The organism is Acidobacteriota bacterium, assembly GCA_019347945.1.
Taxonomy (GTDB): domain Bacteria; phylum Acidobacteriota; class Thermoanaerobaculia; order Gp7-AA8; family JAHWKK01; genus JAHWKK01.
Map to the genome: position 1 here is coordinate 86,335 of JAHWKK010000007.1, position 14,170 is coordinate 100,504.

At 62.4% G+C, this 14,170-nt stretch carries 16 protein-coding genes; 8 read left to right on the forward strand and 8 right to left on the reverse strand.

Annotation, left to right across the window (positions count from 1 at the left end; all coding sequences use genetic code 11):
* Nucleotides 1-16 precede the first annotated feature (16 nt).
* On the forward strand, nucleotides 17-646 hold the full coding sequence (locus KY459_06530; protein MBW3564364.1) for a hypothetical protein: 630 nt from the start codon (nucleotides 17-19) through the stop codon (nucleotides 644-646).
* Here the strand turns inward: KY459_06530 and rpiA are convergent.
* Genes rpiA through KY459_06555 form a run of 5 tightly spaced genes read right to left on the reverse strand, consistent with a single transcriptional unit; the run spans nucleotide 635 to nucleotide 6,959 of the window.
* Entirely contained in the window at nucleotides 635-1,324 is a 690-nt protein-coding gene (gene rpiA / locus KY459_06535; GenBank protein MBW3564365.1) for a ribose-5-phosphate isomerase RpiA, read from the reverse strand. The genes KY459_06530 and rpiA overlap by 12 nt on opposite strands.
* On the reverse strand, nucleotides 1,314-2,741 hold the full coding sequence (locus tag KY459_06540) for a gamma-glutamyltransferase (protein MBW3564366.1): 1,428 nt from the start codon (nucleotides 2,739-2,741) through the stop codon (nucleotides 1,314-1,316). The genes rpiA and KY459_06540 overlap by 11 nt, the downstream gene beginning before the upstream one ends.
* Nucleotides 2,738-3,544 (reverse strand): type III pantothenate kinase, encoded by an 807-nt coding sequence (locus tag KY459_06545; protein MBW3564367.1) that lies wholly within the window; start codon nucleotides 3,542-3,544, stop codon nucleotides 2,738-2,740. Before KY459_06545 ends, KY459_06540 begins: the two co-directional genes overlap by 4 nt.
* Nucleotides 3,544-4,329 (reverse strand): biotin--[acetyl-CoA-carboxylase] ligase, encoded by a 786-nt coding sequence (locus KY459_06550; protein MBW3564368.1) that lies wholly within the window; start codon nucleotides 4,327-4,329, stop codon nucleotides 3,544-3,546. Before KY459_06550 ends, KY459_06545 begins: the two co-directional genes overlap by 1 nt.
* Nucleotides 4,326-6,959 carry a valine--tRNA ligase gene (locus KY459_06555; GenBank protein MBW3564369.1) on the reverse strand — a complete coding sequence of 878 codons (2,634 nt, stop codon included), beginning with the start codon at nucleotides 6,957-6,959 and terminating at the stop codon, nucleotides 4,326-4,328. Before KY459_06555 ends, KY459_06550 begins: the two co-directional genes overlap by 4 nt.
* 174 nt (nucleotides 6,960-7,133) lie before the next feature.
* Here KY459_06555 and tsaD point away from each other — a divergent pair, with 174 nt between their 5' ends.
* The 7 genes from tsaD to KY459_06590 all read left to right on the forward strand — a co-directional run bounded on the left by tsaD (nucleotide 7,134) and on the right by KY459_06590 (nucleotide 12,597).
* A complete protein-coding gene (tsaD, locus tag KY459_06560; GenBank protein ID MBW3564370.1) occupies nucleotides 7,134-8,198 on the forward strand; it encodes a tRNA (adenosine(37)-N6)-threonylcarbamoyltransferase complex transferase subunit TsaD in 1,065 nt (354 codons plus the stop codon).
* 10 nt (nucleotides 8,199-8,208) lie between these two features.
* Nucleotides 8,209-8,916 (forward strand): ATP-binding protein, encoded by a 708-nt coding sequence (locus tag KY459_06565; GenBank protein ID MBW3564371.1) that lies wholly within the window; start codon nucleotides 8,209-8,211, stop codon nucleotides 8,914-8,916.
* Complete coding sequence (locus tag KY459_06570) at nucleotides 8,913-9,863, forward strand: hypothetical protein (protein MBW3564372.1); 951 nt, start codon at nucleotides 8,913-8,915, stop codon at nucleotides 9,861-9,863. Before KY459_06565 ends, KY459_06570 begins: the two co-directional genes overlap by 4 nt.
* An 11-nt stretch (nucleotides 9,864-9,874) precedes the next feature.
* Nucleotides 9,875-10,924 (forward strand): DnaJ domain-containing protein, encoded by a 1,050-nt coding sequence (locus KY459_06575; GenBank protein MBW3564373.1) that lies wholly within the window; start codon nucleotides 9,875-9,877, stop codon nucleotides 10,922-10,924.
* A 17-nt stretch (nucleotides 10,925-10,941) separates the two neighbouring features.
* A complete protein-coding gene (locus KY459_06580; protein MBW3564374.1) occupies nucleotides 10,942-11,430 on the forward strand; it encodes a macro domain-containing protein in 489 nt (162 codons plus the stop codon).
* Complete coding sequence (locus KY459_06585) at nucleotides 11,427-12,149, forward strand: UDP-2,3-diacylglucosamine diphosphatase (GenBank protein MBW3564375.1); 723 nt, start codon at nucleotides 11,427-11,429, stop codon at nucleotides 12,147-12,149. The genes KY459_06580 and KY459_06585 overlap by 4 nt, the downstream gene beginning before the upstream one ends.
* Nucleotides 12,150-12,225: 76 nt before the next feature.
* Nucleotides 12,226-12,597, forward strand: coding sequence for a hypothetical protein (locus tag KY459_06590; protein ID MBW3564376.1), 372 nt, complete (start codon nucleotides 12,226-12,228; stop codon nucleotides 12,595-12,597).
* A 12-nt stretch (nucleotides 12,598-12,609) separates the two neighbouring features.
* Here the strand turns inward: KY459_06590 and KY459_06595 are convergent, their stop codons facing one another.
* The 3 genes from KY459_06595 to KY459_06605 are packed head-to-tail and all read right to left on the reverse strand — an operon-like array spanning nucleotide 12,610 to nucleotide 14,114.
* Complete coding sequence (locus KY459_06595) at nucleotides 12,610-12,927, reverse strand: helix-turn-helix domain-containing protein (protein MBW3564377.1); 318 nt, start codon at nucleotides 12,925-12,927, stop codon at nucleotides 12,610-12,612.
* Nucleotides 12,927-13,268 carry a type II toxin-antitoxin system RelE/ParE family toxin gene (locus tag KY459_06600; GenBank protein MBW3564378.1) on the reverse strand — a complete coding sequence of 114 codons (342 nt, stop codon included), beginning with the start codon at nucleotides 13,266-13,268 and terminating at the stop codon, nucleotides 12,927-12,929. The genes KY459_06595 and KY459_06600 overlap by 1 nt, the downstream gene beginning before the upstream one ends.
* Before the next feature lie 57 nt (nucleotides 13,269-13,325).
* Nucleotides 13,326-14,114 (reverse strand): hypothetical protein, encoded by a 789-nt coding sequence (locus KY459_06605; protein MBW3564379.1) that lies wholly within the window; start codon nucleotides 14,112-14,114, stop codon nucleotides 13,326-13,328.
* Between the last annotated feature and the right edge of the window lie 56 nt (nucleotides 14,115-14,170).

Sequence of the window (14,170 nt, forward strand, 5' to 3'; positions counted from 1 at the left end):
AGAGGGCTCTGAGGAAATGAAGCGACCGTGTCCGGCCAGCCTGACAACGAATCGTGCGGGAGGTCTCTTCCTGGGCCTTCTTCTGTTCCTTGCTGCCTGTTCGGGGGAGAGAGTCGAGCCGGAGCTTACCGCATCGATCGCCGAGCGGGTGATCATGGGATCGGTCCATGACTCCGAACCGGTCTATGCGGAAGTTCCGCGCAGGGTGAGCTGGAGTCCGCGTTCTCCCCGTGACGACTTCGACGGACTTTCCATCACGACGCTCGAAAAGATGGAGGATGCCGGGCTCGTCGTATTGACTCGAACCGGCACCTCCGAGGAAGGATCGCTCGAGGCGGAGCTCACCGGTTCCGGTCGCGAGATTCTCGGGCTCGTTCCGAGTGCGAGGGGAGAGGCGCTGCGAGGGCGCATTGCAAAGAGGGTCTTCGACGGTGTGCGCGCCTTCGAGCGCCATCCAGAGCGGCCCGATGTCGGAAGGGCCGAGCTCGTCTGGCACTATGAGGACCCGACGCCTCTTCATGCGATCTTCGACACGAAGCCAGACAAACAGATCGGCCGGCCATTCAGCTCGGTGGTTGCGATTCACCGAGAGGGGGGGATCTGGCGAGCCGAGGTCGTGGTCGGCCGGCAACCTTCAGGGCCTTAACATCTTCCGGATCCCGCTTTCCGACGCGATCAGGGCGTCAGTGGCTTCCTTTCCGAAGTAGCCGGTCTCGACGACCCCCGCGACGTGGCGGAGCCGGTCCGCGATTTCGCCCGCGTCCTCCGCGCCAATCCGGATGTCGAGAATGATGTGACCCTCGTCGGTGATGAAGGGATCGCCGCCGGAGCCTTTGCGCAGCGAAGGAGCGAATCCCCATAGCTCGAAGAGACTCTCGAGCCTGCCGTGTGCGAATCGTACGACCTCGACGGGCAGCACTCCTCGGCCGAGCCTTTCGACCAGCTTCGAGTCGTCCGCGATCACGACCATGCGTTCGCTCGCCTGCGCCACGATCTTCTCGCGAAGCAGCGCACCGCCGAGTCCCTTGATGAGACGGAGCTCGGGATCGATCTCGTCGGCGCCGTCGACCGTGATCGAGAGTGACCCGAGCGACCCGAGATCTGTGCACTCGATTCCCAGACTCCTCGCGAGCGCCTCGGTTCGGTTCGAAGTCGCGGTGCAGTGAATGTTCTCGATCTCCCCCGCCTCGATTCGCTTGGCGAGAGCCTCGACGAAGAGCTCGGCGGTGGACCCGGTTCCGAGCCCGACACGCATGCCGGACTCGATCAGCGCGGCCGCCGCAACCGCGGCGTCCCTCTTGATCCGGGAGCGGTCAGTACCCACCGGCGGCTCCTTCCCCTCGAGGGTCGGCCAGCGCGAGAATCGACCCCTCTCCGGACCAGACCAGAAGATTGATCGCTTCGAACGGGTCTTCGGAGGGGAGTGCCCCCAGCCCGAGCCGGTTCAGCTCATCGACCGTTTCGATTGGAACGAGCTCCCTTTCGTACATGAGCTGTCCGAGGTCGAGATCCCAGTGGAACCGCGGAGCCGCCACGGCTTCGGATGGCGCAACCCCCCGTACCAGAGAGAAAAGGATCGTGACCATCGTTTGAAGCCCGTGTGCGGCATCGCCGGCACCGCCGGCGACCCATGGCGCCCCTGCGTCGAGAATGATCATCGGAAGAGTCCACAGCGGCTTCGATGTGGAGTCGATCGTGCTGATCGAAAGACCGCGAAAAGGATCAATGGCCGACTCCGTTCGTCGCGCGCACACGCAGGTGACGATATCTCCCCTCGAATCGGTGACCACGATCGTCGACGATTCGATCAGTGCAGTGCCGGCCATAGGTGCAATCACGGAGTCGCGGCGCTCGACGCCCCGGCGAGCCTCGGCGAGGTGCTCGCTGGAGAGCAAGGTCGCGACCGGAACGCGCGAGGTCGCCTGAGGTCCGGGATTCGCCGAGGCATTGTCCCGCATCGCGGCCGCGGTCGCTTTGGCGACCAGATGAGTGAATCTGGTCGAGCGAGGATCGAGCCCGAGATCGAATCCCGCCATGATTCCGAGGGTTTCCGCGAAGACGAGACCGCCGCCCCCCGGGGGGAGAACCGACCAGACCTCGTAACTGCCGTAGTCGATCCGGATCGGCGCCTCCCAGCTCGTCGATGATTCATCGAAATCCCGCCGGGCGAGGGCGATTTTCTGTGTGGCCGACCATCCGAGGAGCCTTTCTTTCATGGCGTTTCGGCCACGGCCGGTGCGGTCTTTCGAGATGGAATCGAGCAGACTTGCCAGCTCTTCGAGTCGCTGTTCGGATGCGATGTTCAGCGCCGGCTGCAGCAGAGTCTGCCAGTCGAGCCGGCCGAACTTCTCTTGAAGAATCGCGAGGCCGTCGAGAAAGCGCGGAACGACGACCCTGTTCGAATAGCCGGATCCCTCGGGATCGAATTGAGGATTCGAAGGCTCGCCGAGGAAGTTGAGGGCGCGAATCAGTCCGGTGTCGCGCTCGTAATGGAGCGACACACCGCCCCCGCCGAGGTTGCAGGCCTGGCCATCGAGCGCCGCGAGAACGAATGCCGCGGCGACCGCACCGTCCGCCGCGGACCCCCCCTGCCGAAGGACCTGGAGGGCGGCGCTGGTGGCGTGACGGGAATCGGTCACCACGGCGGCGTCGGTGCTGACCACCTGCGCCGCAAAAGCGGGGGAGCTGAAGAGTGCCACGGCAGCCATCATGAAGATCGGCCGGAAACGGTGAGCTCTCACTTCGGTGCTCCTTTTGCCGGCCGGCCACGCCTTCTGTTCGGGCCTTGATTGCGCTCCCAGATCAGTTTCAGACCCTTCAGCGTCAACTCCGGATCGACCTTCTGGATGAAGCGGCTGTCGGAGGAGAAGTCCGAAGCGACGCCGCCCGTCGCGACGATCGCCTCGACCTTCCCGATTTCGGAGACGATTCGTTCGAGAATGCCGTCGACGAGTCCGAGATAGCCGAAATACATTCCCGACTGCATGCTCGTCACGGTGCTCGTTCCGATCAGCTGGTCCGGCCGGCGGAACTCCACGCGGGGAAGTCTCGCGGCGCGGGCGAAGAGCGCTTCGAACGAAATGTTGGGACCCGGGGCGATGATCCCGCCCCGGTAATCGCCCTCCGCCGAGACGATGTCGAAAGTGGTCGCCGTTCCGAAATCGACGGCGATCGACGGACCGCCGTACTCGTGCCAGAGAGCGACGGCATTGACGATCCTGTCCGCTCCGAGCTCGAGAGGATTCTCGGTCTTGATGGCGATACCGGTGCGGATGCCGGGCCGCACGAAGAACGCTTCGAGCCCGAAGAACTTCTGCAGCATCGATTCGATGATCCCGTCGACCGGGGGAACGACCGAACTGACGATTGCCCCGCTGACTCCGTCGGCGAGATCGGCGAGAAGCTGCCGGGTCAGGATGCCGTACTCGTCGACGGTCCGATCGCGCACGGTCGCCAGCCGATGCGACCGGAGCAGCTCGTCACCCCTCCATACACCGACAACGATGTTGGTGTTACCGACATCGATGACGAGGAGATCGCCCATCACGCGGACTCCTCGTGCCCCGGCGTGCGCCACTCGATGAACTCTCCTGAGGCGACTGCCGTCCGTGTGCCGTCGATCTCGACGAGAGCGCGTCCATTGGAGTCGAGGCCTCGCCACAGACCCCTCAGGTCGGTGGAGTTTCTCCGGAATCGCACCTCGTCTCCGTCACGATGGATCGTCCGCTTCTGCCAGTTTTCGAGAGTCGAGCTGAGATCGAGCGATCCTAGCCATCGATCGAAGTGAAGAACGAACGCTTCGAGTATCTGATCGAGGTTCGGTGTCTCACCTGTCAGTTCCTCGATCGATGTCGCGTTGAGACGATCCTCACCGAGCGGGAGGACATTGATCCCGATACCCGCCGAAACGAGAGTCAGGTCCCCATTGACACGGCCCCGAATGAGGATTCCGGCGAGTTTCGAGCCATCGGCGATGAGATCATTCGGCCACTTCAGTCCTGCTCCCGTAACCCCTTGCGACTCGACGAACGTCTGGGTCACGATGCCGATCTCGAGCGGGATCAGATGTGCTTTCGATGATTCGGTGGAAAACATCAGCGTCGCCCAGACGCCCCGATTGCGGGGAGATCTCCATGTTCTGCCGTCACGCCCCTTCCCCTCAGTCTGCTCGCCGGCGAGAAGAATCGCGATCGGCGAGTCGATCTCGCCGTCGCAGCATTCTTCGGTGACCGCGGACGCGATGTCGAGCGTCGAGATCGCTCGATTCATGAAAACGATCGACTCGAAGGAACCGAGCCGCTCCCCGAGTGCATGAACGTCAATCGTCACGTCGTCAGGTTATCCCGAAGCGTCTCGAGCCGCGATTCGTAATCCGCGAGCTTCCGGCGCGACTCTTCGACGACGTGATCGGGTGCTTTCGAGATGAAGTTGTCGTCCGAGAGTCTCGCACGAGTGTTGGCGATCTCCCTCTCGAGACCTTCGATCTGCTTTTCGAGTTTCGCGATCTGCCCGGCGCTGACTTGCTTTGCCGGAAATTCGATCGATATCTCGAAGGGACCGACCGCATCCTTCAGTCCTTCTCCGGGAAAGTGGTCGACAATCTCGACGGACTCCAGTTTTGCGAGATCGCTCAGGAGCCAGGAATGGGATTCGATGAAGGCGGCGTCCTCTCCCGCAGCCTTCACGAAAAGGCTGACGCGCTCGGCCGGCGAGAGTCCTCTTTCGACCCTCCCGTTGCGGATCAGGGTCGTGATCTGCTGGACCGCATCGATCCAGCGTACGGCGAGACCGTCCTCGAGACTCGCGTCGTAGCGCGGATACTCGTCGACCATGATCGAGCTCTCCCGCTCGGCGAGTTTCTGCCAGATCTCTTCGGTGATGAACGGCATGAAGGGGTGGAGGAGGCGGACCGAGCGATCGAGGACTTCAGCGAGAACCTGCTTCGCGAGCGCCTTCTTACGCTCGTCTCCTGCCTTGCCGAAGAGGACCGGTTTCGACATCTCGAGGTACCAGTCACAGAGCTCGTGCCAGAAGAAGTGATAGAGGTGATTGGCGGCCTCGTCGAAGCGGAACTGGTCGAGCGAGTCGTTGACCAGCCCGGTCGTCGTGTTGAGCCGCGCGATGATCCATCGGTCGAGGACATCGCGATTCGCGGCGTCGGGAAAGCCGGCAGCCCGCTCGGCTCCGTCCCCGAGATGCATCAGAGCAAAACGCGCGGCATTCCAGATCTTGTTCGCGAATGCCGCGTAGCCCTGCATGCGCGATCTGGCGAGCGGGATGTCCCGCCCCGTCGAGAGGATCGCAAGCGTGAACCGGACCGCATCGGCGCCGAACTCGTCCGCCACCTCGAGCGGATCGATCACGTTTCCTTTGGTTTTCGACATCTTCTGGCCGTGCTCGTCGCGCACGAGCCCGTGAAGGAAGACCTTCTCGAAGGGTCGCTCTCCCGTGAAATGAAGACCCATCATGATCATCCGGGCTACCCAGAAGAAGAGGATGTCGAAACCGGTCACGAGAACGCTCGTCGGGTAGTAGCGCTCGAAATCGGGAGTCTTCTCGGGCCACCCCATCGTGGAAAACGGCCAGAGTCCGGAGGAAAACCAGGTGTCGAGGACGTCGGGGTCCTGGCGCAGCTCGCCGGACTTACAGCTCGGACAGCCTTCCGGCTCGTCGACAGCCACGATCATCTCGCCGCACGAGCAGTACCATGCCGGAATCCGGTGCCCCCACCAGAGCTGTCTGGAGATGCACCAGTCGTGGATGTTTTCCATCCATGCGAAGTACGTGTTCTCCCACTGCTCCGGGATGAGCTCGATCCGTTTCGTACGGACCGCCTCGATGGCGGGGCGTGCGAGCGGATCGATCTTCACGAACCACTGCGTCGATACTCGCGGTTCGGCGATCGAGTCGCATCGCGAGCAGCGGCCTACTGAGTGCGTCTGGGGCTCGACCTGGTCGAGCAGCCCCAGGCTCTCGAGCTCCTCGACGATCTTTTTCCGGGCATCGAACCGGTCGAGCCCCTCGAAGCTGCTTCCGGCAGCGGCGTTCATCTTTCCGTCCGGCGCCATGACGTCGATCATCGGCAGACCGTTGCGGCGCCCCGCCTCGTAATCGTTTCTGTCGTGCGCCGGAGTGATCTTGACGACGCCGGTCCCGAACTCCGGGTCGACGAGGATGCTGTCCGCGATCACCGGAATCTCCCGGTCGGTCAGAGGAAGCCGAACCGTCTTTCCGATGTGTCCCGAGTAGCGTGGGTCGTCCGGATGAACGGCTACGGCCGTGTCCCCGAGCATCGTCTCGGGCCGCGTGGTCGCGACGGTCACGCGTCCCGAGCCGTCCGCCAGAGGATAGTGGATGTGCCAGAGGCTGCCGGAGGTTTCCCGGTGCTCGACCTCGAGATCCGAGATGGCGGTCATGCATCGGGGGCACCAGTTGATCATCGCGGTGTCGCGATAGATAAGGCCCTCGTCGAAGAGGCGCACGAACACGGTGCGGACGGCGCGCGAAAGGCCTTCGTCGAGTGTGAATCGCGACCGGGTCCAGTCGCACGAAACACCGAGCCGTTCGAGCTGGCTCACGATCGCGTCGCCATGCTCCTCTTTCCATTGCCACACGCGCTCGAGAAACTTTTCCCTTCCCAGATCGTGGCGTGTCTTCCCCTCGGAGGCGATCTCTCGCTCGACCACCATCTGTGTCGCAATGCCGGCGTGATCGACTCCCGGGATCCAGAGCGTGTCGAATCCCGACATCCGCTTCCAGCGCACCAGGACGTCCTGAAGCGTGTTGACCAGAGCGTGGCCGAGATGGAGACGTCCGGTCACGTTGGGGGGCGGGATGACGATGCTGAACGGCTCACCTTCTCCGTCCGGAGTGAAGAGGCCTCGCTCTTTCCAGTAGTCATACCAGCGACGCTCGAACGTCTCCGGCTCGTATCGCTTGGGCAGTTCACTCTCGGACATCGACTCGACTCGGGTTTCGGGGATTCACGGCGCTCGGGGCTGGCCGTGACGCACGAGAGGCGAATTATATCGGCGGAAAAGTCGCGAGGGACAGGCCGGAATGTCCATCGTGGTGAGCGGCGGGACGGCTCCGGCGGATTTTGCCGACGATCGAGTCGTGTTGGAGACCTCAGGATGGAGACGAACGGACCCCTTCTCGGAATCGAGACTTCATGCGACGAGACCTCGGTTGCGCTCGTGGCGCGCGACGGGAGAGTCCTCGCGAGCGAGATTGCGTCTCAGGTGGCGAAACACCGCCCCTTCGGCGGGGTCGTCCCGGAGATCGCCTCCCGGGAGCACCTGAGGACTTTGCCGGGCATGGTGGAGTATGTTCTGGAGAAAGGTTCGGCTTCGATCGAATCGATCGAGGGTGTCGCCGTGACGTCCGGCCCCGGCCTGATCGGCGCGCTTCTGGTCGGAGTCGCGGCCTCGCAGGGAATCTGCTACGGCTCTGGCAAGCCGCTGGTGGCAGTCAACCACCTGGAGGGTCATCTCTTCTCGGCGTGGCTGCGGAGGGGGGAGGCGGCGCTGGAGGTTCCCCGTACACTGACCAGTCTCGTCGTTTCGGGAGGGCACTCGTCGATCTACCGGATGGCTGACGGTCGGGTGGGGATGCTGAACCGGACCCGCGACGATGCGGCCGGCGAGGTCTTCGACAAGGTGGCGAAGTTCATCGGGCTGCCGTATCCGGGGGGCCCTCACGTCGATCGGATCGCGAAAGATGGCGATGCGAACCGGTTCAAGTTTGCGCTGCCACGATTCAAGGATGACTCGGCGGACTTCTCTTTTTCGGGATTGAAGGCGAACGCGATCCGTCTCGCGCGCGAGCTCGATCTCGTCGATCAGGACCTTCCCCGCGAGGAACAACACGCGGATCTGGCCGATTTCTGCGCATCGTTTCAGAAGGCGGTGTGTGACCAGCTGATCGACCGGCTCGAGCGGATCGTCGGAGATGCGGAGCCGCACGAGATCGGCTTGACGGGAGGTGTGGCGGCGAACTCGGAGCTCCGAGCCCGCTTTACCCAATGGTGCGAGGAGAAGGGCCATGTGCCGCGTGTCGCTGAGCGCGTCTACTGTACCGACAATGGCGCGATGATCGCGTTTGCGGGGTGGCGGAAGCTCCTTCGCGGCGAAACGTCCAGTCCTCTTCGTCAGCCCGCCCGTTCCAGGTGGCAGCCGGGCGAGCCGGTAGCGGTGTAAGATCGATCAGATGGACGTGGTCGCGGAAAAATGCACGCAGTGCGACGGCTCCGGCTGGCGCATCGTCGAAGGTACCTTCGAGTCGAAGCCGTGCACGTGTCAGAGAGCGTTGCGCCTCGGACAGCGGATGGAATCCGCATCGATTCCCAGACGATACGTCCATTGCACGCTCGAAGGGTTCTACCCCCGCGGCAATGCCACTCTGCAGCGTGCTCTCTCGATGACTCGGGAGTTCGTCGATCTGTGGCCGAACAGCGACCGGGGCCTGCTGTTCATGGGAGGGTGCGGGACGGGAAAGACGCATCTCGCGGTCGCAGCGCTGACCGAGATCATTCGCACGGACAAGCCCGGCAAGGTCATCTTTCGCAATTTCCAGGATTTGATTCAGGACATCATGGCGTCGTTCGAGTCCGATGACGTCCCGACCAAGTCCGAGCTGCTGGCGCCGATTCTCCAGGCCGATCTGCTGGTTCTCGACGAGCTCGGCTCGCAGAAGCCGACCAACTTCGTTCAGGACACCCTCTATTACGTGATCAATACGCGGTACAACGAGAATCTGGCGACGATCTTTACTTCCAACTATCTCGACGAGACGCAGCGCGAAGAAGCGCTCGCCGATCGCATCGGTGCCCGGCTGCGGAGCCGGCTTTGGGAGATGACGACGCCGGTGGTCGTTCAGGGAGACGATTACCGGAAGAGCCGAAGCCGGATGATATGAAGGCGTTCCGTTATACGCGTCGCGGGCTGGAGAACCTGCTGGGAAACTGGCAGCTCATCCTGATCGCCAGCATCGAGTCGCTCGTGCTGTTCGCCGTGATTTTCCTTCCGGTCATCGTCTTCGGGTACGGCAAGTGGAAGGCATCCGCGAGCGTCGACGAGTTTCTCGAGTCGATTCTTCAGATGTACGTCGCGGTCTTCGAGAATCCGCTGATTCTGCTCGGGATTTTCGTGGCGGTGCTCGTCGTCGGCACGGTGGCGCTCGTCATTCACTCCATGGTGATCTCCGGAATCGTCCGGATCTATCTTGCCGGCGAGGGTCGAATGGGCTCGAGCAATGAGCTGTCGTACGACGTCCGGCCGAGGACCTTCAGCCTGAGCGAGTGGTGGACGGCGGCGAAGGAGTATTGGTTCGAAGTCTTCCTGATTTACAACATCGTGTGGGGCTTGAGCGCGCTGATCATTCTGGTTCCGATCGTTCCGCTCCTCCTTCTCGCTTTCACCAGCTCGGGAGATGAGCGGCTGCTGGTCATCCTTCTGGCGGGTGGCGGGATCTGGCTTTTGCTGACTGTGATCGTGGCATTTTTTTCGCGCGCCTGGTCTCACCTGGCCGTCGCTCGGGCGGTTGCAGATGACCTCGGTGTCATCGCCTCTTCGAAGAGTGCTCTCGATCTCATCGTCAGGGAGCCGGCGAACACGCTCGTCCTCGTGGTCGTGATGGCGCTCATCTCGCTCGGGGCCGGCGTGGGAGGCTCGGCAGTGACCTTCAGTTCGGAAATGATGCCGGCGATTCTCGTGCTCTCGGTGATCCTGGGACTCGCCGGATGGCTGATCAATGTGGTCATCTCGTCCGCCGCGGCGCTCTGGATGGTCGCTGGATTCGTCTCCATGGCTCACGACTTCGCCTCCGCGGAGCTCGCGGCGGGTCACGGCAGGGCATTTGCCTGACGAGGGGACCGATGGCTGATCGCGATTACTACGACGTGCTCGGTGTGAAGAAGGACGCAAGTGACGAGGAGATCAAGAAGGCGTACCGGAAACTCGCCAGAAAGTTCCATCCCGACGTCAACAAGGACGACAAGACCGCCGAGGCTCGATTCAAGGAAGTGTCGGAGGCATATGCGGTTCTCGGCGACAAGGAGAAGCGTGCTCAGTACGACCGGGTCGGGAAGGAAGCGTTCGACTTCGGGAGCGGAGGAGGAGCGCAGTGGGGCGGGCCGGGCGCATGGAAGGTCGACTTCGATCTCTTCGGCGGAGGCGGAGGGGCGCGACGGACCCGCCGTACGGGACGGCGAAGCCCGGAGTCGGGCGACTTTCGCGACATCTTTTCCGACCTGTTCGGCGGTGGCGGAGCAGGGGCCGGTGGATTCGGTCAGCAGGCGCGTCGCGGCACGGACGTCGAGGCGCAGACGACCCTCGATTTCAGGGATGCCGTCGAAGGGACCACGATCGCGCTCACCATGCAGCGCCAGGCCGAATGCTCCCGCTGTGGAGGTCTCGGGCACCTGGGCGACAGCGTCTGCCCTGCCTGCGGAGGCTCCGGAGTCGTCATGACACCCGAGACGGTCAAGGTGAAGATCCCGGCGGGGATCTCGGACGGGCAGAAAATCAGAGTGGCCGGGAAGGGCTCGCCCGGCGCCAACGGAGGGAAACCGGGTGACCTCCTGCTTCGTGTCAACGTCCGTTCGCATCCCTTTTTCGAGAGGCGGGGCAATGACATTCACGTCGAGCTTCCGGTCACGGTCGGCGAAGCGATCCGGGGAGGAGAGATCGAAGTTCCGACGATTCACGGTCCCGTTCGCGCCAGGATTCCGGCAGGGACCGAGGCGGGACAGACCTTCCGGATCACCGGCAAAGGGGTAGCGTCCGGAAAGAATACCGGGGACCACTACTATCGCGTGCGGGTCGTGGTTCCGACCGGGCTCGACGAAAACCAGCAGAAAGCGGTGGAGACGCTCGAGCAGGCCTACGGGAATAATCCGCGGGCGAATCTCAAAGTGGAGTTGTGACGGTGAAGCTGACTCTGATGACGGGGGACATCACGACGCTCGAGGTGGATGCCATCGTGAATGCGGCCAACACGTCGCTCCAGCATGGCGGGGGAGTCGCGGGCGCGATCTCGCGAGCGGGAGGTCCTGTGATCCAGAGGGAGAGCGATGCAATCGGTCGTGTGCCGACCGGTTCGGCGGAAGCGACCAGCGCCGGCAATCTTGCGGCAAAGTGGGTCATCCACGCGGTCGGGCCGGTATGGGGGGACGGCGACGAGGAGGCGAAGCTCCGCTCCGCGGTCCGGAGTGCTCTCGATGTCGCTGTGCGGCTCGGTGCCCGGACGGTCGCGTTTCCCGCGATCTCGACCGGCATTTACGGCTATCCGAAGGAGAAGGCGGCTCCCGTGATGCTGGACGAAGCAAAAAAAGTCGGCGAAAGGAGCGGCGAGATCGACGAGATCATCTTCTGTCTTTTCGATCGCGAGACTCTTGCGATATTCGAACAGGCGATGAAGGAGCACTCATGATCGAGCCGGGGTCCCGGGTGATCATCGGAGACTCGCACATCGGTCTGGGGGAAGGATCGGAGAATCGGATCGTCGAGTGGCTCGACCGGCTGAAGGCTCATCGTCCGGCGGCCGTCTATCTCAACGGCGACGTCTTCAATTACTTCATCGGCGACGAGAAGTTCCGAACCTCCTCGGTGCAGGGTTTCTTCGACAAACTCCGGGAGCTCCGGGACGAAGGGATCGAAGTGCACTACATCGAGGGGAACCGCGATTTCTTCGTGCATGGCTCGTTCGCTGAGGACTACGTGAGCGCCGTCTGCACGCGAGCGACTTTCGAGTCGGGCGGACGGAACTATTTTCTGATACACGGCGACATGATCAACGACCGCGACTGGCCGTACCGCTTCTGGCGGCACTTTTCCAAGAATCCGGTGATGAAACTCGCGGTCCGGCTGTGGCCGAAAGAGGCGGCGAGGCGTCTGGTCGATCGGGTGGAGAAGAAGCTCCGGACGAAAAACTTCAAGCACAAGCGCCGGTTGCCGGTGGAGCTGATGGAGGCGTATGGCCGGAAGCGCTCGAGCGAGGGCTACGACGTGGTGGTCTTCGGTCACTTTCACCACAAGCTCGAGCTCGATGCCGGAGATGCGCGCGTCGCAGTGCTTCCGGCGTGGTACGAGACCGGAGAGGCGATCGTGGTGAGCCCGTCGACGGGCGAATACGAGTTCGTCGCAATCTGAACTAGAGGTACCTCGCTAACGCAGGTGCTTCATGCGACAATTGTCAGGACGCCGGAATTGATCAGGAGGTTTGCCGATGAGAAAAGCCCTCCCCATCCTCGCCCTCGCAGCTTTGATAGCCAGCAACTCTCTCGCCGGTACTGCCGCTCTGACGAGCAGCTCGGAAGAGGGCTCCTTCGAGCTGACCGTAACCACGAGCGTAGACGCAGATCAGATCGCCACCTGCGTTGCGGAGCTGAAGGACGCGACGACGAACGAAATCCTCGCCGCGCCGAGCTTCACGTTGAAAGCTGACGGAACCGCCGAGGTCAGCAGCACCAGCGAGCGCGGCGTCTTCTTCCTCAAGGTCACGACCGACACGGAGGAGAATCGCGCGGTGGCGGAAGGGACGTTTACCGTCGACGGCGAGACGGTCTTCGCTCCGAGGATCTCGTTCGCATTGCGATAATTTGCGGGTCGATCAGGGTGTGCGCGCAATGACCTTCGCGAGATCCTTCGGTGTCGCACCGATCGCGAACAGAGAGCGCACGATCAGGTCAACCGTGACGCTGCTGTCAGCTGCTTCCATCTTCGCAACTCGTGGCTGGCTCGAACCGACTAACCTTGCCACCTCCGCCTGCGTGAGATTTTTCCGCTGACGACGCTTGCGAAGAGCGTCAGCCAGAGCCAGCTTCACCTCGACGAATGCTTGCTCGTCTGCGGACAATTGGAGGAAGTCTTCGGCAGAGCCGATCGTCCATTCATTCTTCTCCAGCGCGGTTCGTTTGTTCGCCTTCATCAGTCCTCTCCATCACGTATAGCGCGCCGAAAGCGCGCCAGACGGTCTTTGCAGGAATCAATCGCGTGCTTGGGCATCTTTTGCGTCTTCTTCTCGAACACTTCGAGAATCACGATTGCATCGGCTTCCACGGCATACACCAACCGCCAAGCCCGTCGCTGGTCATTGAGCCGCAGCTCGTGGCACCCTCGTCCGATCCCTGGCATCGGTCGCGACTCCGGCATCCCCAGTACCTCTCCGCGCTGGAGTCGCCGAAGCAGGAAGCCCGCTTCAAGACGCGCCTGTTTCGAGAAGGGCGGGCTCTTTACCTCTCCGTGCAGCCAGACCAGTGGCTTCTCCATCCATACCGAACATATATCAGATTCGATATATTCGCAAGGGATGCGTTCGTTCGCACATCACTGCATCGGATTGTCGAGACGCTCGAACTCGACCGGAATTCGGAACAGCCCGGGCTTCGGATCGACCCGGCCGATCGCCGTCACCGTCATCTCCGTCCGTCGCTGACGGGACGGCTGGACCTGAATCAGCGAAGATTGCGGCAGAGCGCTCTCGTCGAGAGTCGAGACGACCGTGATCGCCTGCTTGAGGGGGAACCCCGGAATCTTCGTCGTCTCCGCCTCGATCAGGAGATCGATCTCGCTGTTTCCGGTCGTCGGAGGCGCGCCGAAAAATGCGGGTGCCACGTCGCCGAATGCGAGCGTCGTGTATTTCTCGATCGTGGCCACGACGTGTTGTTCGAGGGAAAGGTCCCCGACGTTCACGGCGACGTCGTAGTTTGCCGTGATCTTGTAGTGCTCGGTCGGGTAGCCGGCGATCTGAGGTCCGCTGCCGAGATACTCCTGCTCGATCTTCATGTTCCGCACGGTGACACCGAGCGCCTGAACGCCCTGCGCGACCTCGCCGCTGTGCCGGACAGTGTAGGACTGGCTCTCGGGGTTGACCACGGCGTATTCGGTACCGCCGTTGGTCGTGACGACATACTGGCCGACGCCGGAGCTCGATCCCTCGCGAACCTCGACGCGGCTTTTCGGACCGTCGATCGTGGCGGCCCCGATCAGAATGACCGGCTTCGCCCCCGGGGTGCTCGACGATTTCACCTGATGGAATTCGTAATGGATCCCGCCATCGGCCGACATGGTGACCAAAGCGGCGAGCGCGGCAGCGATCAGGTAACGTGCGTTCATCATTGAGGAACCTCCTCGGCTTCCAATTATAGCGCTTCCGGGATCTGTTAGAATCT

Bases quoted from the DNA above. Each gene is read 5' to 3' on its own strand.
- KY459_06590 (MBW3564376.1), top strand. From the start codon at position 12,226: ATGAGAAAAGCCCTCCCCATCCTCGCCCTCGCAGCTTTGATAGCCAGC.
- KY459_06530 (MBW3564364.1), top strand. From the start codon at position 17: ATGAAGCGACCGTGTCCGGCCAGCCTGACAACGAATCGTGCGGGAGGT.
- KY459_06575 (MBW3564373.1), top strand. From the start codon at position 9,875: ATGGCTGATCGCGATTACTACGACGTGCTCGGTGTGAAGAAGGACGCA.
- KY459_06605 (MBW3564379.1), bottom strand. From the start codon at position 14,114: ATGAACGCACGTTACCTGATCGCTGCCGCGCTCGCCGCTTTGGTCACC.
- KY459_06545 (MBW3564367.1), bottom strand. From the start codon at position 3,544: ATGGGCGATCTCCTCGTCATCGATGTCGGTAACACCAACATCGTTGTC.
- KY459_06585 (MBW3564375.1), top strand. From the start codon at position 11,427: ATGATCGAGCCGGGGTCCCGGGTGATCATCGGAGACTCGCACATCGGT.
- KY459_06555 (MBW3564369.1), bottom strand. From the start codon at position 6,959: ATGTCCGAGAGTGAACTGCCCAAGCGATACGAGCCGGAGACGTTCGAG.
- KY459_06580 (MBW3564374.1), top strand. From the start codon at position 10,942: ATGACGGGGGACATCACGACGCTCGAGGTGGATGCCATCGTGAATGCG.
- KY459_06600 (MBW3564378.1), bottom strand. From the start codon at position 13,268: ATGGAGAAGCCACTGGTCTGGCTGCACGGAGAGGTAAAGAGCCCGCCC.
- KY459_06570 (MBW3564372.1), top strand. From the start codon at position 8,913: ATGAAGGCGTTCCGTTATACGCGTCGCGGGCTGGAGAACCTGCTGGGA.
- KY459_06595 (MBW3564377.1), bottom strand. From the start codon at position 12,927: ATGAAGGCGAACAAACGAACCGCGCTGGAGAAGAATGAATGGACGATC.
- tsaD (MBW3564370.1), top strand. From the start codon at position 7,134: ATGGAGACGAACGGACCCCTTCTCGGAATCGAGACTTCATGCGACGAG.
- KY459_06565 (MBW3564371.1), top strand. From the start codon at position 8,209: ATGGACGTGGTCGCGGAAAAATGCACGCAGTGCGACGGCTCCGGCTGG.